The organism is Variovorax paradoxus (genome assembly GCF_040544635.1).
GTDB classification, from domain to species: domain Bacteria; phylum Pseudomonadota; class Gammaproteobacteria; order Burkholderiales; family Burkholderiaceae_C; genus Variovorax; species Variovorax paradoxus_R.
Map to the genome: position 1 here is coordinate 193834 of NZ_JBEPKJ010000010.1, position 24829 is coordinate 218662.

At 67.8% G+C, this 24829-nt stretch carries 25 protein-coding genes; 7 read left to right on the forward strand and 18 right to left on the reverse strand.

Annotated elements, in window-relative coordinates:
* The first annotated feature begins 8 nt into the window (after positions 1-8).
* A complete protein-coding gene (locus ABIC94_RS18150) occupies positions 9-995 on the forward strand; it encodes an MxaL protein (RefSeq protein WP_436318047.1) in 987 nt (328 codons plus the stop codon).
* On the opposite strand, the gene pqqE is transcribed toward ABIC94_RS18150, so the two are convergent.
* From pqqE to pqqA, 5 genes are all read right to left on the reverse strand, one after another.
* Positions 979-2127 carry a pyrroloquinoline quinone biosynthesis protein PqqE gene (pqqE, locus tag ABIC94_RS18155; protein WP_354374382.1) on the reverse strand — a complete coding sequence of 383 codons (1149 nt, stop codon included), beginning with the start codon at positions 2125-2127 and terminating at the stop codon, positions 979-981. The two genes, ABIC94_RS18150 and pqqE, sit on opposite strands and share 17 nt — an antisense overlap.
* Positions 2124-2420, reverse strand: coding sequence for a pyrroloquinoline quinone biosynthesis peptide chaperone PqqD (pqqD, locus tag ABIC94_RS18160; protein WP_354374383.1), 297 nt, complete (start codon positions 2418-2420; stop codon positions 2124-2126). The genes pqqE and pqqD overlap by 4 nt, the downstream gene beginning before the upstream one ends.
* The gene (pqqC, locus tag ABIC94_RS18165; RefSeq protein WP_354374384.1) at positions 2417-3193 is read right to left on the reverse strand and encodes a pyrroloquinoline-quinone synthase PqqC; all 777 of its coding nucleotides are present in this window, start codon (positions 3191-3193) and stop codon (positions 2417-2419) included. Before pqqC ends, pqqD begins: the two co-directional genes overlap by 4 nt.
* A gap of 17 nt (positions 3194-3210) precedes the next feature.
* The gene (gene pqqB / locus ABIC94_RS18170) at positions 3211-4131 is read right to left on the reverse strand and encodes a pyrroloquinoline quinone biosynthesis protein PqqB (RefSeq protein WP_354374385.1); all 921 of its coding nucleotides are present in this window, start codon (positions 4129-4131) and stop codon (positions 3211-3213) included.
* Positions 4132-4202: 71 nt separating this feature from the next.
* Positions 4203-4277, reverse strand: coding sequence for a pyrroloquinoline quinone precursor peptide PqqA (gene pqqA, locus ABIC94_RS18175; protein WP_010100094.1), 75 nt, complete (start codon positions 4275-4277; stop codon positions 4203-4205).
* Positions 4278-4439: 162 nt separating this feature from the next.
* Between pqqA and ABIC94_RS18180 the strand changes: the two genes are divergently transcribed.
* From ABIC94_RS18180 to ABIC94_RS18190, 3 genes are read left to right on the forward strand one after another with little or no spacing between them, the layout of a single operon-like run.
* Positions 4440-5450: an alpha/beta fold hydrolase gene (locus ABIC94_RS18180; protein ID WP_354374386.1), complete on the forward strand. Its 1011-nt coding sequence runs from the start codon at positions 4440-4442 to the stop codon at positions 5448-5450.
* Positions 5447-6826, forward strand: a complete 1380-nt coding sequence (locus ABIC94_RS18185) for a histidine kinase (protein ID WP_354374387.1) — start codon at positions 5447-5449, stop codon at positions 6824-6826. Before ABIC94_RS18180 ends, ABIC94_RS18185 begins: the two co-directional genes overlap by 4 nt.
* On the forward strand, positions 6823-7479 hold the full coding sequence (locus ABIC94_RS18190) for a response regulator transcription factor (RefSeq protein ID WP_354374388.1): 657 nt from the start codon (positions 6823-6825) through the stop codon (positions 7477-7479). Before ABIC94_RS18185 ends, ABIC94_RS18190 begins: the two co-directional genes overlap by 4 nt.
* Before the next feature lie 6 nt (positions 7480-7485).
* Here the strand turns inward: ABIC94_RS18190 and ABIC94_RS18195 are convergent, their stop codons facing one another.
* The 8 genes from ABIC94_RS18195 to ABIC94_RS18230 all read right to left on the reverse strand — a co-directional run bounded on the left by ABIC94_RS18195 (position 7486) and on the right by ABIC94_RS18230 (position 16447).
* Positions 7486-8142, reverse strand: a complete 657-nt coding sequence (locus ABIC94_RS18195; RefSeq protein WP_354374389.1) for an HAD family hydrolase — start codon at positions 8140-8142, stop codon at positions 7486-7488.
* 43 nt (positions 8143-8185) lie between these two features.
* Entirely contained in the window at positions 8186-10129 is a 1944-nt protein-coding gene (gene pabB / locus ABIC94_RS18200; RefSeq protein ID WP_354374390.1) for an aminodeoxychorismate synthase component I, read from the reverse strand.
* 2 nt (positions 10130-10131) lie between these two features.
* Positions 10132-10665 carry a formaldehyde-activating enzyme gene (fae, locus tag ABIC94_RS18205; protein WP_354374391.1) on the reverse strand — a complete coding sequence of 178 codons (534 nt, stop codon included), beginning with the start codon at positions 10663-10665 and terminating at the stop codon, positions 10132-10134.
* Positions 10666-10714: 49 nt separating this feature from the next.
* Positions 10715-11542, reverse strand: a complete 828-nt coding sequence (locus tag ABIC94_RS18210; RefSeq protein WP_354374392.1) for a formylmethanofuran dehydrogenase subunit C — start codon at positions 11540-11542, stop codon at positions 10715-10717.
* Positions 11539-12504, reverse strand: coding sequence for a formylmethanofuran--tetrahydromethanopterin N-formyltransferase (gene fhcD, locus ABIC94_RS18215; protein ID WP_354374393.1), 966 nt, complete (start codon positions 12502-12504; stop codon positions 11539-11541). The genes ABIC94_RS18210 and fhcD overlap by 4 nt, the downstream gene beginning before the upstream one ends.
* Positions 12505-12517: 13 nt before the next feature.
* Entirely contained in the window at positions 12518-14200 is a 1683-nt protein-coding gene (locus ABIC94_RS18220) for a formylmethanofuran dehydrogenase subunit A (RefSeq protein WP_354374394.1), read from the reverse strand.
* Positions 14197-15441 (reverse strand): formylmethanofuran dehydrogenase, encoded by a 1245-nt coding sequence (locus tag ABIC94_RS18225; protein WP_354374395.1) that lies wholly within the window; start codon positions 15439-15441, stop codon positions 14197-14199. Before ABIC94_RS18225 ends, ABIC94_RS18220 begins: the two co-directional genes overlap by 4 nt.
* A gap of 265 nt (positions 15442-15706) precedes the next feature.
* Positions 15707-16447 (reverse strand): HisA/HisF-related TIM barrel protein, encoded by a 741-nt coding sequence (locus ABIC94_RS18230; protein WP_354374396.1) that lies wholly within the window; start codon positions 16445-16447, stop codon positions 15707-15709.
* Between the two features lie 41 nt (positions 16448-16488).
* Here ABIC94_RS18230 and ABIC94_RS18235 point away from each other — a divergent pair, with 41 nt between their 5' ends.
* From ABIC94_RS18235 to ABIC94_RS18245, 3 genes are read left to right on the forward strand one after another with little or no spacing between them, the layout of a single operon-like run.
* On the forward strand, positions 16489-17475 hold the full coding sequence (locus ABIC94_RS18235) for an ATP-grasp domain-containing protein (protein WP_354374397.1): 987 nt from the start codon (positions 16489-16491) through the stop codon (positions 17473-17475).
* A complete protein-coding gene (locus ABIC94_RS18240; RefSeq protein ID WP_354374398.1) occupies positions 17462-18556 on the forward strand; it encodes a hydantoinase/oxoprolinase family protein in 1095 nt (364 codons plus the stop codon). The genes ABIC94_RS18235 and ABIC94_RS18240 overlap by 14 nt, the downstream gene beginning before the upstream one ends.
* Positions 18556-19155 carry an amino acid kinase family protein gene (locus ABIC94_RS18245; RefSeq protein ID WP_354374399.1) on the forward strand — a complete coding sequence of 200 codons (600 nt, stop codon included), beginning with the start codon at positions 18556-18558 and terminating at the stop codon, positions 19153-19155. Before ABIC94_RS18240 ends, ABIC94_RS18245 begins: the two co-directional genes overlap by 1 nt.
* Positions 19156-19184: 29 nt before the next feature.
* Here ABIC94_RS18245 and ABIC94_RS18250 read toward each other — a convergent pair whose 3' ends face one another.
* The 5 genes from ABIC94_RS18250 to ABIC94_RS18270 all read right to left on the reverse strand — a co-directional run bounded on the left by ABIC94_RS18250 (position 19185) and on the right by ABIC94_RS18270 (position 24663).
* Positions 19185-19886, reverse strand: a complete 702-nt coding sequence (locus ABIC94_RS18250) for a (5-formylfuran-3-yl)methyl phosphate synthase (RefSeq protein WP_354374400.1) — start codon at positions 19884-19886, stop codon at positions 19185-19187.
* Positions 19883-20464 (reverse strand): DUF447 domain-containing protein, encoded by a 582-nt coding sequence (locus ABIC94_RS18255; RefSeq protein ID WP_354374401.1) that lies wholly within the window; start codon positions 20462-20464, stop codon positions 19883-19885. The genes ABIC94_RS18250 and ABIC94_RS18255 overlap by 4 nt, the downstream gene beginning before the upstream one ends.
* Positions 20461-21960 (reverse strand): DUF6513 domain-containing protein, encoded by a 1500-nt coding sequence (locus ABIC94_RS18260; RefSeq protein ID WP_354374402.1) that lies wholly within the window; start codon positions 21958-21960, stop codon positions 20461-20463. The genes ABIC94_RS18255 and ABIC94_RS18260 overlap by 4 nt, the downstream gene beginning before the upstream one ends.
* Positions 21939-22532, reverse strand: coding sequence for a flavoprotein (locus tag ABIC94_RS18265; RefSeq protein ID WP_354374469.1), 594 nt, complete (start codon positions 22530-22532; stop codon positions 21939-21941). Before ABIC94_RS18265 ends, ABIC94_RS18260 begins: the two co-directional genes overlap by 22 nt.
* A gap of 79 nt (positions 22533-22611) precedes the next feature.
* Positions 22612-24663 (reverse strand): sigma-54-dependent Fis family transcriptional regulator, encoded by a 2052-nt coding sequence (locus ABIC94_RS18270; protein ID WP_354374403.1) that lies wholly within the window; start codon positions 24661-24663, stop codon positions 22612-22614.
* Between the last annotated feature and the right edge of the window lie 166 nt (positions 24664-24829).

Below are 24829 nucleotides of genomic sequence, written 5' to 3' on the forward strand. Positions count from 1 at the left end.
CGCCATCGATGCCGCCGCAACGGCGCTCCGCCTGGCGGCGCATCGGCGGCACCACTGGCAACTGGCCGCTGGTGCTGGCCCTGCTCCTGCTCGCACTGGCCGTCTGGCCGCCACGCCTGCAGTTGCAGCAACCGGTGTTCAACTGGCAAGTCAGCTTCGACATCACGCAGAGCATGAATGTCGAGGACGTCGAGCTGAACCACACGGCCGTCAGCCGCCTGACGCTCGCGCGCGCCGCCATGCGCGATGTGCTGGGTGCGCTGCCTTGCGGCTCCAAGGTCGGCTGGAGCGTTTTCGCGGACTACCGCTCGCTGGTGATCCTCGCGCCGGTCGAGGTCTGCAGCCACTATGAAGAGCTGCTGGCCTCGCTCGAGCGCATCGACGGCCGCATGCGCTGGGCCAACGCCAGCAACGTCAGCAAGGGCGTGACTTGGGCGGTGCGCGGCGCCCGAAGCGTGGGGCCGGACACGGGCTTCATCTTCATCAGCGACGGACAGGAGTCGCCGCCGCTGCGCATCAACGAAACACCGCCGATGACCGACATCAAGCCCGGCGATGTGAAGGGCTGGCTGATCGGCGTGGGCGGCGATGTTCCGGTGCCCATTCCCAAGACCGGCAGCAGCGGCGAGCCCGCCGGCTACTGGCGGGCCGACGAGGTGGTGCAAGGCTCCGCGAGCGGCGGAACGCTGAACCACGAACACCTCTCGGAGCTGCGGCAGGATCACCTGCGCTCGCTGGCCGAACTGGTCGGCGTGAACTACCGGCGCCTGAACACGCCCGAGGCCCTGAAGACGGCGATGCTCGATCGCCGCTATGCGCAGTATCTGCCGGCGGACACGGACCTGCGGTGGATTCCCGCTCTGCTCGCGTTGCTGCTGCTGGTGTGGCGGTTCGCGCCGGATTTCGGCTGGCTGCGCGAGCGGCGGCCGATGATAAAGCGGGAGAAGAAAGCGACGGACCGCGTGCCGCCGCGCGGCCTCACGCGTCCGGCGTGACGAGCGCGGAAAGCCGCCGCGAATTGGCCGGATCGCGGAACACGAGCGGATGCTCGACCGGCGCCGCCGGATCGCGCGCGGCTGCATGCTCCACCGCCTCGACCACGCGATGGTGGTCCGGGCTCTTGACGCACACCGGATCGGCCGCGGCCGCATCCTGTGCCAGCAGATAGGCCTGGCAGCGGCAGCCGCCCAGGTCTTGCTCGCGCTGGTCGCAGCTCGCGCAGGGCTCCTTCATCCAGCCGGTGCCGCGGTAGCGGTTGAAGCCTTCCGAGTCGAACCAGATGTCGCGCAGGCTGTGCGCCTTCACGTTCGGAAACTCGAGGCCCGGCAGCATCTTGGCGGTGTGGCAAGGCAGCGCGGTGCCGTCGGGCGCCACGGTGAGGAACATGCTGCCCCAGCCGTTGACGCATTTCTTGGCCTTGCCCTCGTGGTAGTCGGGTGCCACGAAGAAGATGCGCATGCGTTCGCCGAGCCGTTTGCGCCAGGCATCGGTCACCTCTTCGGCGTGGCGCAACTGCTCATGCGTGGGCAGCAGCTGGTCGCGGTTCACGAAGGCCCACGAGTAGTACTGCGTGTTGGCAAGCTCGAGGTACTCGGCGCCCATCTCGTGCGCCATCTCGATGATGCGGTCGATGTGGTCGATGTTCATGCGGTGGATCACCACGTTCAGCACCATCGGCCAGCCCTGGTCCTTGATGATCTTCGCCACCCGGTTCTTCAGCTCGAAGGTCTTGGTGTGCGAGAGAAAGTCGTTCATCTCGCGCGTGGAATCCTGGAACGACAGCTGCACATGGTCCAGGCCCGCAGCCTTCAGCGCGGCGGCGCGCTGCGCCGTGAGGCCGACGCCCGAGGTCAGCAAGTTGGTGTAGTAGCCCAGGCGCGCGGCCTCGGCGATGATGATTTCGAGATCGTCGCGCAACAGCGGCTCGCCGCCCGAGAGGCCGCACTGCACCGCGCCGAGCTCGCGGCCTTCGCGCAGCACGCGCAGCCAATCTTCCGTGCCGAGCTCGTTCTCCTGCTGCGCAAAGTCGACCGGGTTGAAGCAGAACACGCAATGCAGCGGGCAACGGTAGGTCAGTTCGGCCAGCAGCCAGAGCGGTGGTCCGGGGCGGGGTGCCGCGTTCGTCATGATGCAGGTTCCCAGCGCAGCCAGTTCTGCTGCGCCGCCATTTCGACGAAGCCGCGCACCTCGGGTTCAAGCCCGGTGGTGTCGAAGGCCTGCTCCAGGTCGGCCACGATTTGCGCGACGCTGCGCTCGCCGTCGCAGCGCTTCATGATCTCGCCCGCGCTGCCGTTGAGCCGCACCATGCCTTCGGGGTACAGCAGCACGTGGCAGTCTTGCGCCGGCTCCCATTGCAGGCGAAAGCCGGGGCCGACACGGGGTTTGCTTTCGGCGGTGAGCATGGTCTTGTTCGCTGTCATGTGCTGCTGACCCCGTAGCGCGTCGCCATCGCGTCGTTCATGGCCCACAGGATGTCGAGCTTGAACTGCAGCACCTCCAGCGCGCGCTCCTGCAGCGCGCGGGTGTCGAAGTGCTCGAGCGTGATGGCCAGGCCCTGCTCCACGTCGCGCCGCGCCTGGCTCACGCGGTTGCGAAAATAGTCCAGCCCGGCCGGCTCGATCCACGCATAGTGCTCGGGCCAGGTGGCCAGCCGCTGCTTGTGGATTTCTGGCGCGAACAGCTCGGTGAGCGAAGAGCACACGGCCTCCTGCCATGGCGCACGGCGCGCAAAGTTCACGTAGGCATCGACCGCGAAACGCATGGCCGGCACCACGTGGCGCAGGTCGAGCACTTCTTCGCGCGACAGGCCCACGGCTTCGGCCAGGCGCAGCCAGGCCTCCACGCCGCCTGCGTCCTTGATGCCGCCCAGCTCGAATCCGTCGTGGTCGAGAATGCGCTGCACCCAGCCGCGGCGCACCTGCGGGTCGGGGCAATTCGAGAGCACCGCCGCGTCCTTGATCGGGATGGCGATCTGGTAGTAGAAGCGGTTGGCCACCCAGCCGCGGATCTGCTCCGGCGTGGCCCGGCCGGTGTTGAGCATGACGTTGAACGGGTGATGGATGTGATAGCTGCGGCCGCGCTCGCGCAGCTTGGCTTCGAACTCTTCACGGCCCCATGCCGGCGCAGTTTTCTCGCTACCGGTGGCTCTACGGGTGGCCGAGCGAAACGGGTCCTGGATTCTGTCGGCGTGCATGGTGGCGGCTTGCGCTTTCAGAGTTGAATCGTCATTCCGTCCTCGCACGGCTCGATGCCTGCGCGCCTGAGCGTCGCATGCTCTTCGGAGTCTTCGTCGAGGATGGGGTTGGTGTTGTTGATGTGGATCAGCATGCGCCGCGTGGCCGCGGGCAGTCGCGTCAGCCATTCGATCATTCCGCCCTCGCCTGATTGCGGCAGGTGGCCGATCTCGCGCGCACGCTTGCCGCTGACACCGAGGCGAACCATCTCGTCGTCGGTCCAGAATGTGCCGTCGACCATGACGGCATCGGCGGTTGCCATGGCGTCGAACACGGGGGGCGTGATGGCGCCCAGGCCCGGCGCATAGAACAGGCTCTTGCCGCTCTTGCGGTCGAACACGGTCACGCCGATGTTGTCGCCCGCCACCTGCTGTTCGCGGTGCGGTGAATACGGCGCGGCCTTGCCGGTGAGCGCCAGCGCGCGAAAGCTCAGGCCGGGCACGCCCGGCACCTCGAAGGCATTGCCGTCGAGCGCAATCGGGTGGCGCGCCACGCCGCAGTAATGCGAGAGCACGCGCAGCACGGGATTACCCTGACTCAGGTCTTCGGCGACCGGGTCGGTGCACCACAGCGGCAGCGGCGTGCCCCGCTCGCGCAGCATGAAAAGGCCGGTGGCATGGTCGACCTGTCCGTCGATCAGTACCACGCCGGCGATGGCGGTGTCGCGCATTGCGCGTGCCGGCTGCAGCACCGGGCTGCTGCGGATCTGCTCGAGGATGTCGGGCGACGCGTTGAACAGCACGCCGTCGGCACTGTCGTCGGGTCGCACGAAGATCGAGGACTGCGTGCGCGGTTTGGCGCGCACCGTACCCGCCCGTACACCGGCGCAGTTGGGGCAGTTGCAGTTCCATTGCGGAAAGCCGCCGCCGGCGGCCGAGCCCAGAACGGTGATGCGCATCGAATGAAAAAGAAAGGGTTAGAAACAACCCGCCCCGGGCGTACCGGGGCGGGTTGTGAAGAAGCGCGCAATCAGCGGGCGCTGACGTACATCGTGATCTCGAAGCCGAAGCGAAGATCAGTTGCCGTCGGGGTTTCCCATTTCATATCGTGTCTCCAGAAAGGTTGCACAGCGCCACACGGCGGCTGCGGGAACTTCGGTTGCTCCAATACGCATAGTGGACCGATGAACCGCGAAGACCCAGCCATGAAATCATGAATAGCACTTCATGATTTTCATGAATAGCGGCAACAGGGCCACCGCGTACCATGGCCCTCGTGCTTTCCACCGGCCTGTACCCCGAATCTCCGCCCTGGCGCACCCACGCATTGGAGGTGTCGCATGGGCATGTGCTGCACGTAGAAGAAAGTGGTGATCCGGCGGGTATCGGCGCGGTGGTGTTGCATGGCGGGCCCGGCTCGGGCAGCTCGCCGCTGCTGCGCCGCTTCTTCGATCCCACGCGGTATCGCGTGATTGCCATCGATCAGCGCGGCGCCGGCCGAAGCCGCCCGCGCGGGGCGACGGCGCACAACAGCACGGCCGAGTTGCTCGAAGACCTGCACTGCGTGCGCGAGCAACTCGAAGTGCCGCGCTGGCTCGTCGCCGGCGGTTCGTGGGGCGCCACGCTCGCGCTCGCCCATGCGGCCTTCGAGCCGCAGGCAGTTTCGGCCTTGCTGCTGCGCGCGGTGTTCCTGCCGCGCACCGAAGACATCGGGGGCTTCTTTCAGGACACGGCCGGCCGTGCGCCCGCCGCGTGGGCGCGGTTCGCCTCCGTGGCGCCTGCCGATCGACACCACGACATGCTGGGCTTCCTGGCCCACGGGCTGCAAAAGCCGGCACACGGCGGCGATGCGGAACTGCCCCGGCGGCTCGCACTCGCCTGGTGGCGCTGGGAAAAAACACTGGCCGGTGGCGCATCCGTGTCGGACGACGAGCCGCCCGAGCCCGAGCCCGACCGCGAAACGCTCGACGCGCTGGTGGACCGCTACCGGGTGCAGAGCCATTACCTGCTGCACCGCTGCTGGCTCGATGCGCCCCCGCTGCTCGACCGGCTCGATGCGCTCCCCCAGGTGCCCACCTTGCTGCTGCATTCGCGCGATGACCGCATCTGCCGGCCGGAAGGCGCGCAGGCGGTGCATGACCGCATCGCGCACAGCCAGCTTCGATGGGTCGACGGCGCGGGCCATGACCCCTCGCATCCGGCAATGGCCTCGGCCATGGTCGAAGCGCTCGACAGCTATGCGCAGCACGGCCACTTCGGCGGCGGGCCCGCCCCATGACGCTGCGCCTGAAAATCAACCTGATCGTCAGCCTGCTGACGCTGCTGTTCGTCGCCGCCATGCTCGCGCTGCAGATGCGCGCCATGCGCGAATCGGTGCACGAAGAAGTCGTGGCCGCCAATCGCGTGGCCGCGCAGTTGCTCAACCGCACTGCCTGGCTCTATGCGGCGCAGGGCACGCCGGCCATGCTGTCGTTCCTGCAGGGTGTGGGGCGCGTGCGCTCCAACGACATCACGCTGCTCGACAACGACGACCGTGTGCTCTACAGCTCGCCCACTTCGGTCTACAAGGCCGGCCGCGATGCGCCCGACTGGTTCGCCGGCCTCATCTCGCCGCCGCCCTCGCAACTGTCCATCGCCTTTCCGGGCGGCAAGCTGATGGTGCATTCCAACGCTTCGCGCGCGGTGCTCGATGCCTGGGACGATTTCGTGCTGTTGATGCTCAGCGCACTGGGCCTGCTGGCAGTCGTCAACGCGGGCGTGTTCTGGCTCGTGGGCCGCGCGACGCGCCCGTTCGCGGACATCGTCGATGCGCTGAACCAGCTCGAGAGCGGCCGCTTCGACGTGGCGCTGCGCGCCCTGCCCGGCACCGAGGCGGCGGCCATCGGCGCCGCCTTCAACCGCATGGTCGGCATGCTGCAGCAGCACATCGAAACCGAGCGGCGCGCGGTGCGGGCCGAAAGCCGCCTTTCGGAAAGCCGCGAGCTCGGCCGCTGGGTCGACCAGAAGATCGAGCAGGAGCGCCGCCTCATCGCACGCGAGCTGCACGACGAACTGGGGCAATCGGTGACCGCGATGCGCAGCATGGCCCTTTCGATAGCGCAACGCGTGCAGGCGCTCGATCCGCAGGCCGAGCAGGCGGCACGGCTCATCGCCGAGGAATCGGGCCGACTCTACACCGCCATGCACGGCATGATCCCGCGCCTGACGCCGCTGGTGCTCGACAAGTTCGGCCTGGTGGCCGCGCTCGAAGACCTGGTGGAGCGCACGCGCAACAGCCACGGCGACGTACAGGTCGAATGGCACCTGGAACTCGAGCTCGACCGCCTCCGGCTCGACACCGACACCGCACTGGTGCTGTACCGCGCCGCGCAGGAAGGCATTACCAACGCCCTGCGGCACGGCGAGGCGCACCGTATCGTGCTCGCCTTGCAGGGCGACGACCAGACGGTAAGGCTCACGCTGACCGACGACGGCCGCGGCCTGCCCGGCCCTGAGGCCGCAAGGGAAACCAGCGTAGGGCACTATGGCCTGCGATGGCTCGCCGAGCGCATCGACAGCCTGGGCGGCGAACTGCGCCTCGAACCCGCCGCACCCAGCGGTGCCCAATTGACGGTGCGGCTGCCCTTGCCGGCAACCGCCGCGGAGAACACATGACCCAGGCAATTCAGCCGACTCAGCCGATTCGAGTGATGCTGGTGGACGACCACGCGCTGGTGCGCATGGGCTTTCGCATGCTGCTGGCCGACGCGCAGATCGAAGTGGCGGCCGAAGCCGACACCGGTGAGCAAGCTTGCCAGGACTACCCGCAAGTGCGGCCCGACCTGGTGGTGATGGATCTCTCGATGCCCGGCATGGGCGGCCTGGAGGCGTTGCGGCGCCTGCTGGCCCACGACCCGAAGGCGCGCGTGCTCGCGTTGTCGGCGCATGAAGACACGATTCATCCGCGCCGCGTGCTGCGCGCGGGCGCCCTGGGCTACCTGGCCAAGCGCAGCGCGCCCGAAGCACTGATTGCTGCCGTGAAGGCGGTGGCACGCGGCGAGCGTTATATCGACGCGAACACCGCGCAAGCGCTGGCCACGGCGCAGATCGAGGGCGAGGCCAACCCCGCCGACCTGCTCAGCGAGCGCGAGTTCTCGGTATTCATTCAGCTCGCGCGCGGCATGACGGTGGCGCAGATTGCCAGCACGCTGAATCTCTCGCTCAGCACCGTGGGCTCTCACCTGTACCGCGTGAAGCAGAAGCTCGGGGCAACCAACCAAGCGGAGCTGACATGGGTGGCGCTGCGGTGGGGGTTGATCCAGGTTTAGCGCGGATCAGGTGCGCTCGAGAATCGGCCAGCCGGATTGCACGGCCCGGCCGCGCAGCCGCTCGTCCGGCGCCACCGCCACAGGGTCCGACACAGCCTCCAGCAACGGCAGATCGCTCGCCGAATCGGAATAGAACCACGACTGCTCCAGCGCCTCGAGCCGCGTGCCGCGCAGCGCCAGCCACTGGCTCACATGCGCCAGCTTGTGGACGCCGAAGCACGGGTCGCCGTCGATGCCGCCGTCCAGCGTGTCGTCGATCACGAGCGAGCGCGTGGCCAGCACGTCGGCGATGCCGAATACCCGGCCGAAGGGCTCGGCGATGAAGCGGGTGGTGGCGGTCACGATGGCGCAGAGGTGGCCCGCGTCCTGGTGCTTGCGCACCAGCGCGCGCATCTGGTCGGGCACCCGCGGCGCAATCTCCGCCTCGAACTCCGCAGCCCACTTTCGCAGCGCCGCCATGCCGAAGCTCGCCAGCGGCGCAACGCTGACGCGGTGCAGCTCGCGGATGTCGAGCGTGCCGTCCACGTATTGCTGGCAATAGCCGAGGTAGACCGTTTCGGCATCCGCCGGCAGCACGCTGCGCGCCACCAGGAAGCGCGTCCAGGCCATGCCGCTGTCGAACGGAATCAGCGTGTGGTCGAGGTCGAACAGTGCCAGCTTCATTGCATGCGGAATCGGCCGCGAACCGCCCACCTGCCCGGCCGCCCTACGCGGCCGACGCCTCGTGCGGCTCGTGCGGCTGCAGCTGAGGTTGCGTGAGCAGTTGCGCCGGCAGCACACCGCGCAGGGCGTTGCACACCACGAGCTTCTGTGCCGCGCGCAGGTCTTGCAGGTACAGGCTGCGTTCCGCGGCCTCCCATATCGAGTCTTCGATCAGCACGCCGCGCATCACGCCGGGCAGCGCGCCGTCGGACACGGGCGGTGTCCACCAGCGCCCGTCGATGCGCGCGAACAGCGTGCTGCGCCCGCCTTCGACGAGCCGGCCGTCTTCCGTGAAGAACAGGCTGTCGAAGGCACCGGCGCGTTCGGCGGCGCGCACGCCGGCATCGTAGTGCTGGCGCACGGTGGTCTTGTATGCGCCCAACGGGTTGGCATTGGGCAAGCGCTGGTCGGCGATAACGAGCTTTGCCGCGCCGGGAGGCAAAGGCGGCAACGGCGAGTGCGTGATGCCGATGCGCCCGTCGTGCGCAAGCGCCAGGCGAAGGCGCGACGGTTGGCTGGGCGAGAGCGCGGGCAATGCTTCCCGCAGCGCTTCCATCGCGGCATCGCGGCTGAACCTGAAGCCCAGTGCGCGCGCGCTGCCCGCCAGCCGGCCCAGGTGCCGGTCCAGGTAGCGGATGCCTTCGCCCGGTGTGACCAGCATGGTCTCGAAGAGTTCGAAGCCGGGGTCGAGCGCGGTGAGAAAGCGCGCCTTGAGCAAACATTCTTCGAACTCGTCGGCCACGATGCTGTCTTGCACGATGCCCGCACCGATGCCCAGGCGCAGCGGCCGCAGGCACTCCGTTTCCGCGCCGAGCGTGAGCGTGCGAATGGCCACCGACAGGCAGAAGTCGCCAATCGACGCGCCCTGCACCGGCGCATCGATCCAGCCGATGGCGCCGCAGTAAAGGCCGCGCGGTGTGCTCTCCAGCTCGGCGATCCATTCCATGGTGCGGTGCTTGGGCGCACCGGTGATGGAGCCGCAGGGGAACACCGCGCGCAGAAGTTCGGGCATGCCGACGCCGGCGCGCAGTTGCGCCTGCACGGTCGAGGTCATCTGGAACACCGTGGCGTAGGGCTCGATGGCGAAGAGCGTCGGCACCTTGACCGAACCGACTTGCGCCACACGGCCGATGTCGTTGCGCAGCAGGTCGACGATCATCACGTTCTCGGCCCGGTTCTTGGTGTCGACCGAGAGCAGGCGCGCCATTTCGCTGTCGCCCTCGGGCCCATCGACGCGCGCCGCGGTGCCTTTCATGGGGCGCGCCGTGAGCACGCCGGCATCGTGGCGCAAGAAGAGTTCGGGCGAGCAGGAGAGCACATGGGTGACGCCGCTCTCGCCCGCCTTTCCGGTGCCTTCCGGCAAGGCGATCAGCGCGCCGTAGGCCACGGGCTGCCGCTCGCGCAGCCGCCGGTACAGGGTAATGGGCGAACCATAGCTCCGGCCGTGCAGCCGGTAGGTGAAGTTGACCTGGTAGGTCTCGCCCGCGGCAATGGCCTCGTGAATGCGCGCAATGGCCGCGGTGAAAGCAGCCTCGTCGATGCTGGGGTGCAGATCCATCACGCCGGCGGGCTGCGGCTGGCCGGCCGTATGCGCTTTGCCAGCCTCGCACCGCTCGAGCTGTTCGAGCTTTTCCAGCTCTTCAAGCCAGGTGCCGACTTCGCCGGCCGAGAGCCTGGCGCATTCGCGGAACATCAGAACGCGCAATGCCGAATCGTCGTTCGGCGCGAGCCGTGCCTGCCCCGCATGCAGCAGCTTGGCGCCCCATTCGTAGTCGGCGAGCAGCACCGCGTGCAGGCCCTGCCGCAAGTCGGCATCGACCTGCGCCCACACCTCGTCGAGCCGGGCCGCGTCGGTGCACCGGTGTTCGCGGACGAATCCGGTGTGCAGCCGGCTGGTGGGCTGCTCGGGCGTCGAGCCGCAGTCGTCGAGAAGCGCGAAAGCAGGCAAGGTCAGCTCCAGTCGTCCATGTCGTGCTTGATGCGGTGGCGGTTGGCAATCAGCTCGTCCACCGAAGGCTCGTTGTTCAGCGCGCGCTGGATGGCCAGCTTGGTGGCTTCGTAGTTGGTGCGGTACATGTCTTTTTTGTCGAGGTTCTCGTCCTTGGCACAGCGCGGATCGATCCACACCAGGCTGATGATGCACAGCGTATTGGCAAGGTTCCTGGGAATGATGCCATCGATCAGGCAATCGACCACCGCGTCGGCCGTTGCGCCTTGCACCACGCCGCCGAACAGGTCGATGTTGGCCGCATCCTTCAGCGTGACCTTGGGCACCATGATGGTCGCGGGCCGCACGAGCTGGTTGCAGGCACGAATCGCAAACATCGCGGTGTGCCCTTTGCTCTGCGCCATCATGTTGGCGAAGGCCTGGCCCACCGGGCCGTCGGTCGCGCCGATCAGGATTTCCGGCATGGCATCGGTGAACTGGCCTTCCCTGGCTAGAACCGTGGCTTCACCGGCATGAAAAATGTAAGGATGCGTCATATGAATGGAGGATTCAGGAAGAGGGTTTTTGAAGAAACCTGGCGGCGGCTCACAGGCACACGATCAGCTCGCCCTTGCCATCGGCGGAAAGATCACCCAGATGGCGCTCGATGCGGCGTGAGGGCAAGCCGCTGAAAAGTCCGCCGTGGCGCGCGAGGTCGCGCGCCAGCAGCGCCCAGAAAACCGGCGTTGCGGCGCGGTTCTGCACGAATGTCAGCGCCGTTCTGATGCCTTCGGGCAAGGCCGCTCCGGCCTCCGCGAAAACGATGCTGCCGCGCCGCATGCCGTAGCCGGCATGCGCGCCGATACGCCCCCCCACGGCAATGGTGCCGGCCACCATGCGCGAGCCCAGGAAAGCGCCCGCGCCGCCATGAACCAATGCGGTTCCGCGGCGCATGCGGTCGCCGAAGCGCTCGCCCGCATTGCCATGAACGACGAAGGTGCCGCCGCGCATGCCGTCCATGCTGCCGGGCAAGGTGCTCGCGGCAAAGTCGCCGACGTCGCCCTTCACGTCGATGGCGCCGCCGGCCATTTCGCAGGCGGCCAGAAGACCGGCATGGCCTTCGATGTGCAGCTCGCCGCCTCGCATGCAGCCGCCGGCATAGTGGCCCGCGTGGCCTTCGATGCGAATGCGCCCGCTGTCCATCTGCCAGCCGATGCGGTCGAAGCGCTCGAGGTTGCCTTCGAAACGCAGCACGCCCTCCTCGCCCGGCGCAATGTCGAACAGCTCGGCCAATGCCGGCGTCTCGTTCCCATGGCTCACGGGCAATTTCTCGACCTGCGCAGCCGAAAGTTCCGCAAGTGCCCCCGGCGTGATGCCGCGCAGATCGACGCGCAATGCCGGCGCCTGCCGCAGCCTGAAATGCCATCCGCTCATGGCGCATCTCCCGCACCGAGCAGCTTGTGCAAATGAAAATGGAACGGGCCCAGCTTGCCGCCATAGTTGCCGGCCGAGATGCGCAGCAGTCCGCCGGCCGGTCCGATGGCGATGGCGGCTTCCATGCCCACGCGCATGGCGGCGGCCACGTCGGCTTCGGTCAGGCCATCGATCACGATTTCCATCACGCAGCCGATCTCCTGTACGGGCGCGCCGTCCTTGCTTGCCAGTTCGCTGCGAGGCACCAGCCCGACGAGGCTGGGGCAGAAGGCATCGTTGGTCGAGGCGTTCAGGTTCGCATAGCGGCTGCCGACCTTCGAACCGGAGCGCACCACGCCGCCTGGAAAAGGCATGACCACGTTGGGCAGTTGCTTCATCGCCGCCACCGCGGCCTCGGCGGCGGCCAGCGCGCCGTCGGTGTCGCGCGCCAGCAGCAGCAGGTTGCCGCCGCCCACGGCCTTGACCACGGGCGTGTCTTCCTGTGCGACGAACTCGCCGTCCATCACCGGCACGCGCCAGTAGCGCACACCGTCGATCACCTTTGAAATCTGCCAGCCGTCGCCGAAGAAGCGCAGGTTCTTGCCGAGCGCAGCCAGGTCGCCGCCTGCATTCCGCGGCAAGCCTGCGAACACCGCCGTGGTCGGACAGGTCAGCACGCACTGGCCGACGCGGCGCTCGAGCTGCTTGCCGAGCTCCTTGCCGGACATGGAGAACATCAGCACGCTCAAGCCGGGCCGGCCGTCAGGTGTTTCGTGCCCGCCAAGCTCGCGCTCGACGCCGGCTTCGCAACCGCAGGCGATCACCGAAGTCGCGAAGCCCGTGGCCGACACCGCGGCATGGCGCGCCCATTCGATGGTGTGCGCCGTGATGACGATGCGCGTGGCCTTCATCGGAAAGGCTTCGGCAAAGGTTTCGTCGATGACGACGCCGTTGCGCTGCAGGGCTGATGATGAAGCCGTCATGCCGCGCCCGCCTTCATGACGACGCCTCCTGGAAGCACGCGGCCGGCAGCAGGCGCCCGCCGTTGCAGCACTGGCAGAGTTCGTCGTGGCCGATGGCAATGTGGTCGAAGTTGACCGAGCCCTGCGCCGCGAGGTGCCGGCGCAGCCGCTTCTCGATGCCGCGGTCGTAGTCCGGCGCCACGAAATGCGTGCCGCCCACCGGCACCGCGGTAACGCGCCCGGCGCGCGAAACCAGCACGCCGTCCTTGAACACGTATTCGGGTGTTGCGAACATGGCCTCGCGGTTGTCGTCCTCCCGATATACCGCGATGTCGGCCGCGGCGCCCGCGCCCAGGTGGCCGCGGTCGCGCAGGCCCAGCAGGCGCGCGGGGCCGGCGCGGGTCATGATTGCGATCTCGTAGAGCGAGAGTTCGCGCGTGATCGAGCGCAGCGCGGCCTGGTCCGCCACCTCGGGGTGCAGCTTCGCCAGCTGCTCCTCGCGAAAGCTGCGGTCCATCAACAGCCGGATCAGGTGCGGGTAGCTCGTGAAGGGGCCGCCGTTGGGGTGGTCGGTGGTCAGCACCACGCGCCATGGATCGTCGACCAGCAGGAAGATTTCCAGCCCGATGACCCACTGCAGCGCATTCACGTAGCTTTGCTCGCGGTAGCGGAACGGCACCACGCCGCAGCCGGCCTCGCACTCGATGTCGGCACCGATCCACTTGCGCGGATCGGCCAGGCCCGACTGCGCGTGCTGGCGCATGGTGTCGCCCGAGGCCGTGACGGTCTGGCCGAACATGATCTGGCCCACGTCGATGCTCACGTTCTTGTTCGCGTTCACCACCTCCGAGAGCTGCAGCGCGGCCGAAGAGAACTTCTTCGGCCCCTCGGTGCCGTAGGCGTGGAACTGGATGTGCGTGAGGTGCCCGGGCAATCCGTCGAGCGCGGCGATGGTGTCGAGCGTGGACTGGATGTTGCCGGCCACGCCCAGGTTGCTGCCATGAATGTGCAGCGGATGCGGCACGCCGAGTTCGCGCAGCGCACGCGCCAGCGTGTGCACCACCTGCCGCGGCGTGACCTGCCAGTGCACGTGGTTCTCGTCGACGTCGAGCTTGCGCTGGTTGAACTTGAAGGCCGAGATGCCGCCGGGGTTCACCACCTTCACGCCCATCGCCTTGCTGGCGTTGATGGTCCAGCCCGCGTAGTCGCGAATGCGCTCGAAGTCCCAGCGCTCGGCCAGCATGCGCAGAAACAGCTCGTCGTTGCCGAGCATCACGTAGGCGCCGTGGTCGAGGATGGGCGTGTCGCCCATTTCCATGTGCGTATGGCGCGCGTTGCAGGCCATCATGGCCGGCTCGAAGGCCGCGGTGTAGCCCATCTCGACATAGCGGTAGCCGGTGGCCAGCGTGCCGGGCGTGCAGGTGCCGCAGGAGGCAAGCTCCAGCAGGTTGTCGGGCAGCGCCACGGGGTTGGCGTTGGCGCGGTGGTCTTCCGGCAGCAGCATGCGCGCAAGGTTCACCTTGCCGCCGCCGATGTGGGTGTGCATGTCGATGCCGCCGGCCATGACGATGCAGCCGCCGATGTCGATTTCCTCTGTTGCGGCTTCATTCGGCGCCAGGTCCACCATGCGGCCGTCGCGCACATGCAGGTCGCGCACTTCATCCCAGCCGTTCGCGGGGTCGATGACGCGGCCGCCGCGCAGGCGAAGTGTCGTCATTGCACGCGCTCCTGCTTCTTCGTCTTCACCGCATGCGTCAGGCGGCGGACCACATCGGCCGTGCCCGGCAGCCCGTCTTCATGCAACGGCCGCAGCGGCAGCAACACCGAGCCGTCGGTGCGAAACAAGTGGCCGCTGGAACCGATGCCGGGTGTCGACACCGGAATGAACACCTGTCCGCGCGCATTGGCCGCCCCATCTCGCGGCCGCATGCCCGGGTGACCGAGAACGATGCGCGGTATGTCGACCCGAGGCGGCGCAGGCTCGGGGCCGTAGCTCGACACCCACAACAACATGTCGACCGCGCCGCCGGCCAGCAAGCGCCCGGCATCGAAGCACAGCGGCTCATGCTCCAGGCCCAGCGGCCCGGCACGCGAGCGCAGAGGCAGGCCCGAAAGCCATGCGAACACCTGGTTCACGGTGGCGGCACCGTCTCCTCCACCCAGCGACAACGCCGCCGCGCGCGTGCTCCGGTTGAGCGTGGCGACGATGCGCTGAATGGCCTCGACAACCAACGCGCCCTGCGCCGGGAGGCGGCCGGGCTCATACACCAGCACCGAATAGCGCGCCGAGCGCAACCGCATCGACAACGCCGCGAGGTCGGCCGGCAAGCGGTCGTCGTCCACCGGAATGCGGCCCGCCACGACGGCCGCGAGCAGGGACACGGTGTCGAACAGGTCGCCGTGCACGGGCAGCATTTCGGTCTGCAGGTCGTCCCGTTCCCCGACGCCGCAGCGGCGGAAAAATTCCGGATAGCGCGCGGTGGGGTCCCCGGTCATGCAGACGATCAGTTCGGCCCGCGTTCTCACTTCCGCGAGCGTGGTGGTGAAGCCGCCGCGGTCTTGCAGTGCGCGCAATCCATGCATCATCGCCTGCCCTTGAGCGGCGTCGCAGATGGCGCCCGTTTCGCAGGCCAGCGCGTAGAGGGCGCGCGCGCCCGCGACGTCGGTTCCGAGGCCGCCGAAGAGCGGTTGGCGGCTGGCCGCGAGCAGGGATGCGGCGGCGGCAATTGCCGTGTCGAGGTCGCAGTCGCGGCCGTCGACCTGCGGCTGCACGGCGACGGGCGAACCGTCGAAGGCGGCGAGCGCGGTGCTCGCCCGCGGGCAGTTGCTGCCGACGAGCTTCAGCGACCTGCCGGGTGGCCCGACGTCGACGCCGAAGGTATCGCACAACAAGGGACAGAACGGGCAGGTCCACGGGGGATGACCGGGCTGCGCGGCGGCGGTATCGAATTCGCTCATGGGCAGGCAACTACGCAAGCCATGTGCCATTCACCGCTCAGGACGGGGCGCCTTGGTTGCCTTGGGAGGCCGCCCCGGAGAAACCCCTGGGGACGGCCCTCATGACACACACGTTGTGAGACACAGTGTTGCGCTTTTGGCGGTCAATGCGTGCCGCACGCGGCCATCGGCAGTACATGCAAGCCCCTGCCGGGATGGCACGGTTCGTGTGTGCGGCGGGTTGATGGCATGCCACACCCACCCTCGTTGCAACGGATCCGGCCGATCAGCGGCGCACCCGCGGCAATTGCAGGTCGTGCAGCGCGCTGGCGACCAGCCAGGCATCGGCGCCGGCCGCGCTGGCAAGCGCCAGGTCGTCCTGGCTGCGGATTCCGCCGGCACCGATGACCATGGCGCCCGGCGCCAGGCGCCGCACCTCTTGCAGGGTCTCCAGGTCGGGGCCGGCGCCGGAACCGACGCGCTCGAGCGTCATCACGATGAGCCGGTGCGGCCACAGGTCCACAGCGTCCCAGCAGCCGGCGTTGTCGAGGCGCTGTCCGTCGCGGCGGTCCAGCGACAGCGCGGCGCCGGGCCCGCCCGCATCGGCCCCGCCTTTCGCCGTACTGTCGAAACAGCGTTCGAGCGCCTCGCGCGAACGCAACGATTCGCTGCCGAACACGAGCACGGTGCGCGAGGCGAAAAGCCCGAGCTGTTCGCGCAGTGCCTCGCCGGCCGCGGCATCCGCCAGGCCCACGTCCAGCCAGAGTTCGATGTGGGGCAGCGCCTTCATCACATCGGACAGCACGTCGATCTGCACCGCCCCGCCCTGCAGGGCATCGAGGTCGGCCACGTACAGCTGCCGCGCCGCACAGTGGTCGCACAGGATGCGCGCCACCGTCACCGGATCGCTGCTGGCGCACAGCGCCGACACGATTGGCCGGTACGACTTGCGGTCGCCGCGCACGGCCCTCACCACCTGGCCCTGCAGCAGGTCGACGACGGGGATCAGGTTCAGTTCGGAAGTCATGGGGAAGCCTTGGGGAAAGTGCCCGGAAAGTGGATGATGAAATGACGACACGCGTTTTTGTTTACGAGTATCTCAGCGGTGGTGGCTGGAGCGACTATGGCGACGACGCGGCGGCCGATGAGCTGCTGCCGCTGGGCCTCTCGATGCGCGATGCCATGGTGGCGGACCTGATGCGCGTGGCCGATTGTTCGGTCTCGGCGGCGGTCTGCGAACCGGGGAACACCCTGCCCGCCAGGGCGATGCCGCTGCGGTCGCGCACCAACGAATCGGCTTTCGACTTCGTGGCGCGGCAGAGCGCGCTGCACGACCTGGTCTGGCTGGTCGCGCCCGAGACGGACGGCCTGCTGGCGCGGTTCCAGCGCGCGGTGGGCAATGCGCGCTGGCTGGGTTGCAGCGCCGAAGCCATCGAACTGACCGCCGGCAAGAAAGCCACGCTCGCGCACCTGGCTGCGCACGGCGTGCAAACACCCTTGGCCTTTGCCGATGCACCCGAGATAAGGCGCTGGGTGGTCAAGCCCGACGACGGCGCCGGCGGCGTTGCCACCCACGTGCACACGCGCCATGCGGATGCCCTCGAAGACCAGGCCCTGCGTACGCAAGCCGGCGCAACCTTGACGCTGGAGCCCTGGATCGAAGGTGAAGCCCTGAGCCTGTCGTTGCTGTGTACGGAGCAGAATGCCGAAATGCTGAGCATCAACCGACAGTGCATTTCGATCGATGCGCACGGAAGATTGTCCTTCGACGGCGTGAGCGTCGATGCGGTGGGCCCGGGCGACGCACGCCGTCAATCGCTGGCCGCGCTGGCCATGCAGGTGGCGCGTGCCATCCCCGGGCTGCGCGGTTTCGCCGGCATCGACCTGGTGTGGAATCCGCAGCGCGGGCCGGTGGTGATCGAGGTCAACCCGCGCGTCACCTGCGCCTATGTCGGGCTCTCGGCGACGCTGGGCCGCAACCTCGCGGCCGAGCTGTTGGCGGACCGTCTTCGCGGCGGCGTCCACGAACGGGAACTTGCACGTGCCGACGCCTGAACGAACCACCATCGGGTGGGACATCGGCGGCGCGCACGTGAAGGCCTGCCTGCTGCAGGGCGGCAAGGTGGTCGACGTGGCGCAATGGGGCTGTCCGCTCTGGCAGGGCCTCGACCACCTGGTGCAAGCGCTGCAAGCCGCGCATGCGCGCTGGCCGGTGCTCGATGCCGCACAGCATGCCGTGACCATGACGGGCGAAATGGTCGACCTGTTCCCCGACCGCGAAGCCGGCGTGCGCGGCATTGCCGCCGCGCTGGCGGCCAAGCTTCCCGCACGTCCGGGAGCCCTGCATTTCTTTGCCGGCGATGCCGGCTGGTGCGCCGCCGCTGATGTGGCCAGGCATTGGGAGCACATCGCCTCGGCCAACTGGCTCGCGACCGCGCGGCATGCCGCGCTGGTGTTTCCGCAAGGCGTGCTGGTCGACATCGGCAGCACCACCACCGACCTGATCGCCTTCGGCAACGAGCGCGTGCTGACCACCAGCCGCACCGATGCCGAACGCCTGGTGAGCGGCGAGCTCGCCTACCACGGCGTGGTGCGCACACCGATGTGCGCGTTGACCCAGCGCATCGAATGGCGCGGCCACGCACGCCATGTGATGAACGAATTCTTCGCCACCACGGCCGACGTGTACCGCCTGTGCGGCGAACTCGATCCGGCGCACGACCTGTACCCGAGCGCCGACAACGCGGCCAAGACCCTGCCCGCAACGCGCCAGCGGCTCGCACGCATGGTGGGCCTGGACGAACGCGATGCCTCCGCCGAAGAATGGCTGGAGCTGGCGCAGGCCTGGCGCACGGCGCAGGTCGAGGCCATAGGCTCGCAGTTGCGCCGCGTGCTGGCGGCTCATGCACTTTCTTCCCGTGAAGCCGTGATCGTGAGCGCAGGCTGCGGCGCCTTCCTGGTGCCGGAACTCGCAGCCGTCGCGGCAACCGGTGCATCCACCCCGCACCGCTTCGCCGCCTATGGCAACGACGTCGCAAACGTGGCCCCACATGCAGCTGCGGGCACCGCCACCTGGGCACAGGTGTGCGCACCCAGCGTCGCTGTGGCGGCGCTGTTCGAAAGGGAGCACGACTGATGTGGATCGTCAAGATTGGCGGCAGCCTCTGCTCCGATCCGGTGCTGCCGCAGTGGCTCGATCTGCTGACGCAGATCGGCGGCGGCCGCGTCACGGTGGTCTGCGGCGGCGGCACCTTTGCAGACGAAGTGCGGCGCGTGCAGGCACACTGGCAGTTCAACGACCTGGCCGCCCACAACATGGCGGTGCTGGCCATGGCGCAGACGGCTTATCAGTTGCACGCGCTGAATCCGGCTCTGCAGCTGGCAACGCGCAAGACCGAGATTCCCGACCTGTTGCGGCGGGGAAAAACGGCGCTGTGGATGCCGCTGGAATTGCGGCGCGACAAGCCTGATGGGCGCACCAGCTGGGACGCCACATCGGACACCATTGCGCTCGACCTGGCGAAGCATCTCAATGCCGAACAGCTGGTGCTGATCAAGTCGTGCGCCATTGACCCGCAGATGACACTGGCGGAGCTCGGCGATACCGGCGTGGTCGACCAGCAGTTTGCGGAGCGGTCAGGCGATGCCGCGTTTCCGATCACCCTGCTCCACAAGAACCAGCTGGAAACCATGCGTGCGCTGTTGCTGGGCGAGGCCACTTTCGCTCCGCGCTGAACGGGCCCTCCGCCCTCCGCGCAGAAAACTCAAGCCGGCATGGATTCGACGGCCTCGCCGTGCAGCAGCGCGGCCAGTGCCGCGAGCCGCTCCGGGCAGAGCGCCGTCTTGCGGTCCGCAACGCAAACGGCGCTGCGAAAGCCTGCGAAATCAGGCGCCAGCGACTGCAGCAAGGGAACATGCGCCACGCGCAGTGCGCCCGCCACGCCGACGAGCCGGCCCGATGCGCGCACCCGGGCCAGGAAGGCGCGCAACTCCGCCGTCGGCACGGCATCGAACAGGCTGCCGGCGAGCTTGTCGGCGGTGTCGGCCATGAGCGCCGGAAACCCCCGTGTGCAGGCATGCGCGATCAGCGCCGCATCGAGCCCGTGGTCGGCAATGAAGACCGGCACCACCGGCCAACCGCAGGCCGAGAGCGCGTCGAGCACCGCGAAGGCCTCGGGGCCCCGCTCGATACCGACCTTCACGTAGTCGACACCGCAGGCACCGACCGCGTCTACCTGCGCCAGGATGCGGTCCAGCGCATGCATCGGCAAGTCGCCGATCGTCGCGCTCACGGGCAGATGGATGCCGTGGGCGCGCAACGCATCCACGATGGCGCCGATGGTTGCCACGGGCAGGCCGCCCAATGCGCCGTCGCTGGGCTCCTTCAGGTCGATGAAGTCGGCTCCGCCGCGTGCGGCAAGCAAGGCTTCGTCCACGCTGCGCACGCTCACCAGCATGCGCATCATGATGCCCGCTCCGGTGTGCCGGTGCGATGCTGCGCGACAGCGGCGCGCAGCCACTCCCAGGCTTCGTGCTCCTCGGCGCCGGCGGTCTTGTCGATTGCAATCTGCAAATAGCTCATTTCGGTTTCCACTTTCTCGGGGGGCAGCATGTGAAGGCGGCTGACCAGCACGGCGCCTTCGATCACCGCGGCCTGTGCGCGGTTGAAGCCGACGAAGGGCGCATGGGTGGCCTCGTGCACGGGCACCATGCGCAATACCGGCCGCTGCACGTCGTCGCGCTGCTCGGCCAGTTCGAGTTCGACGTGGCGCAGCGCAGCCGCGAGCCGCACGCCTTCGATGCGCTCGGCCGGCAGCGTGGGCCACGTCTTGCGGCCGGTGACGCAGCCGGCGAACACGCGGGTGTCGCACACGATGTTCAGCACCGCATGGCCGGTGGCGACGATGTTGTCGTGCGTGGTCGACGGTTTGAACGGCATCAGCAGAATGCCGCTCTCCTGGTAACGGATGCCCATCGGCGCCACGTGCGGTTTGCCGCCGGGCGCCACGGTGGTGACCACGGCTTCGAAGATCTGGTCGTTCATGAGGGTGATGGCGCGGTGGTGCTCGGGGTGCTCGGGGTGCTCGGGGTGCTTGTGGCGCCAGCTTCGGCCGCGTTGTTCCTGGGTGTCTTCATGGTGGTTCCCGGTGCGCACCAGCGCGCGAGGTCTTCGGTGGGCCGTGGCGCGGCGCAGCCCCAGTCGAGCGGCTGGTCCTGCACATAGCGCTTGCCGAGCTGCCAGGCAATCTCGGCGCGGGCAAGCTCCACGCCCATGTAGAACGCATGGTCGGCATCGTCCTGCAGCTTGAGCTGAGGCCAGAGTTCGAAAGCGCCCTGCCCCAGCCGCAACCCGTCGCGGTTGTACACGTGCAGGCCGAGCGGCGAAATCTGCACGCGGAAATTCGGGTCGCGTACCTGCGAGGCGATTTCGCCGATTTCTTCCGGCGTGTCGGGGAACGGATGCTTGGCGTGCACCGTCATCAGCGCATCGCTCATGCCCTTGGGCAAGGTGCCGTGCTGGACTGCGGCATGCATGATGCGGCGCGCCCAGTCGGCCTCGCTCACCGCGCGGCGCGCATGCTGGCTCACCTGCGTGGTCAGCACCGCCGCCACGTTCAGCTCGGCGGCAATGCCGAACAGCACGGCGTTGATGCCGCTGGTGTCGGCCTCGGTAAGCTCCGTGAGGTTGCCCACGCCGAGCATGATCGGCGCATCGGGAAAGCGTTCGCGCAGCCGGTGGTAGCGCACGATGGATGCGGTCAAGCCGAACGGTATCGGGTCGAGAATGGAATCGGCCAGAAAGGCGCGGCCGCGGCGCTGCATTTGCACCACCGCTTCGTACAGCGATTCTTCGTCGGCCGGCACGCGCGGTATCAGCACCGGCGTTGCCGCCACCTCGTCGGCGATCCACAGGCTGTCGAGCGTGAGGCTCAGCAGGTAGTCGGCACCGGCCTTGCCGCCGAGCAGCAGTTCTTGCGGGTCGCTGGAGTCGACGCTGACCTGGAAGCCCGCAGCCTTCAGCGCCTGCACGCTTTCGCCCAGGTGATCGAAGCGGGTCTCGGGCAGGCAACCCAGGTCGATGACGTTGGCTCCGTCGGCCGCGAGCTGCTGCGCGCGCTCGATGATCTGGGCCACCGTGAGCCGCGGCGCATCGACGATCTCGGCAAAGATCGCGACCTCGTACTCGTTCAGGTCGACGGCGCGCGCGGTGCGGTTGAAGTGGCGCGGCAGGTCTTTCAGCTCTTGCGGCCCGCGTTCCACCGGAACGCCGAAGTGAAGACTCAAGGCCTCGACGTCGCCGCGGCAGCGGCCCGGTACCATGATGCGGTCGGCACGGCGCGGCGCGGCGCCCTCGCCTTCAGCTTCGGTGAACACGGGGGCCGCAACGCGGCGGCGGATCATGTCGGCGGTCATCAGCGCCGCCACCTGCAGACCGATCTCTCGCACTTCCCATGTGAACGGTGCCGCCTCGATCCCGGCCAGCACCCGCGTGAGGTTGGCTTGGGCAAGGCGCCCGGTCAGGAAGACGATGTGTTCCATGCGAGAGAGAGTTCCTTCAGGCGTGCATCGAGCACGGCTTCGAGTTCGGCGGGCGAGCAGACCACCTGGCAAAAATCGATGCCGCGCAGCCGCTCCACGTTGTCCAGTTCAATGCGCCGCGGACGCAGCGTGACCCAGTCGTGCGGCGACTTGGTCACCACCACGGGTTCTGTGTCACATGCAAACACGATGCCAGGAATGCCGAGCTTGCCGGCCTGGGCAAACATGTTGGTCGGCAGGGAGTCGCTGATGCCGAACGCGCACTTGGCCACCGTGTTGCTGGTGGCCGGCGCCACCACCACCGTGTGATAGACATCGTCGTAGAGCATGCCCACTGGCACGCCGCTGGCCGTCTTGTCGCGAAAGACGCGAAAGCGCGACTTCAGCGCTTCGATCTGCAGCTTGTAGATGGGCAGCACCTCCTCGGCAGCAGCCGAGAGGAACAGATCGACCGACGGCAGCCGCGCTGCAAGGGCCAATGATTCTTCGAGAAAATGCCCGGAGCCCGTGACGCACCAGGCCAGCCGCGAGCGCGGCGGCGACGCAGGCAACGGCGGCTCGCCGTCTTCCATTGCCAGGGCCGCGCCGCGCGGATCGATCTTGTCCGTCCCCGATGAGCCTCCGTTCGTCATGTCTGGCGAGCCTGCCGGCTCAATCGGGTGGAGAGATTTCGATGTGAAGCTTGTGGAGTTTTCGGTACAAGGTGTTGCGGCTGACATCGAGCGCCTTGGCCACGTTGCTCACGTTCCAACGGTGCTGCTCGAGCATCTGCAACAGCACCTGCCGCTCGTTGGCCTGAATGGGGTTGAGTTTGACGGCCGGTGCCGCATCGGACGGCGCTGCGTCCGGCGCCGAGGCATCCATCGGCTCCGATGCGGCGGGCAACGCGGCATAAGCCGGTACGGGCGAAGGCGCAACCCTTGCAACCAGCGAAGGCAGGTGTTCGCGTGTGATGGTCTTGCCGTCGGACAGCGCGGCTGCGCTGCGCAGCACGTGGCGCAATTGCCGCAGGTTGCCCGGCCACGGACAGGCCATGAGCATGCGCTCGGCATCTTCACCGAGCCTGCAGTCGCTGCCGCCCTCGTCTTTCAGCACGTCGTGAATCAGCTCGCGCTTGTCGGTGCGGTCGCGCAATGGGGGCAGGTCTAGTTCGATGCCGGCGAGACGGTAGTAGAGGTCTTCGCGAAAGCGGCCTTCGCGCACCAGGCTCGGCAGATGCTGATGGCTCGCGCTTACGAGCTGGAAATCGACCGGGTGCGTCTCTTCGGTGCCGAGCGGCGTGACCTGGCGCTCGTCGAGCACGCGCAGCAGGCGGGCCTGCAACTCGAGCGGCATGTCGGCAATTTCGTCGAGGAACAGCGTGCCGCCGTCGGCTTGCAGAATCTTGCCGCGCCGGCCGCTGCGCTGTGCGCCAGTGAAGGCACCGGCCTTGTAGCCGAAGAGCTCGGATTCGATCAGCGTCTCGGGCAGGCTCGCGCAATTGACGGCGACGAAGGCACCTTCGGAATGCGGGCTGCTCTCGTGGATGGCGCGCGCAAAAACCTCTTTGCCCGAACCGGTTTCGCCGCACAGCAGCACGGGGGTTCGGCGTGCGACCACGCGCCGCGCGGTGTCCAGGTGGGCAACGAGCCGCGCATCCTTGAAGGTGCGGATGCCCGGTGCACGCGCAGCGGCCACCGGCCGCAACGGCGCACGGAAGGAATCGGTGCCCGTCTCCGCCACCATGGGAGCCGTGCCCGCGCCGCCGGCACGTGCACGCGCCGGCACGGCCGCGTCGGATGCCGGCCGCCGCGCCACCGCGAAGAACCGCAGTGCCGCATTGGCCCGGTAGGCCACCACCGGATGGAATGAAGAAGAAAGACTGCGCTGCACGATGTCTTCGAGCGAGGTCTGGAACAGATCGTCGATGCGCTGCGTGCGGATTTCGTCCATCGACTGCAGGCCGAGCTGGAACAAGGCACTGCGGTTGGCCGCCAGAATGCGCCCGTCGTCGCCGACCGCGAGCTTGCCTTCATGCAGCGTGTAGACGAACTCCGGCCGGCTGTGAAAGTGCAGCGGATGCGCATTCGAAAAGCGCTTGTCGATGAGCCGGTTCTCGATCATGCGTGCCGTCATGCCGAGCAGCACCAGCACGTGCTGCTGCATGAGGCTGGAGCGGCTGGTCACGTCGAGCACGGCGATGATCTCGCCGGACGGATCGAACACCGGCACCGCTGAACAGGTGAGCTGCGTGAAATGGCTGAAGAAATGTTCTTCGCGCCGCACGGAGATCGGGTGCGCGGCCGCAAGGCAGGTGCCCATGCCGTTGGTGCCGGCTTCGGCCTCGCCCCACATGCCGCCGGCGCGCAGGCCCATGGGTTCTGCTTCAGCGGCGAACTCGGGCGAGGACACCATGTGCACGATGACGCCGTCGGTATCGGTCAGCACCACGGCGGACTCCGCATCCGCGAGCTGCTGGTAGAGCGTGGTCATCTCGTAGCGCGCGCATTCGATGACGTCGGCATGCTGGTTGCGCCGGCTTTGCAAGGCCGACGATGCAATGATCACCGGCTCCCGCGGGCGACCCGGATCGAGCTGGTACTGGTTGAGGCAGCGGCTCCACGAGCGCGTGACCAGGTCGTTGCCTTCTTCGTGAAAGCCTCGCCTCACCACGTCGAGCACACGGTCGGCATGTCGGTCGCCCTGTCGCAGCGTCAATGTCATTGGATGTCTCCAGCGCTTTCCATCGTGTCTCCTAGGTCGGTCCCATTGTTGTCCTTGCCGACACGTCGCACACCCGGTGAAACACCAAGCAGTGAAAAGCGCCGGAGGCGGATCCGCTCTCTGGCCTGCATTTTGCGTTGATGACTCCCGCCTGGGGGAACCGGCT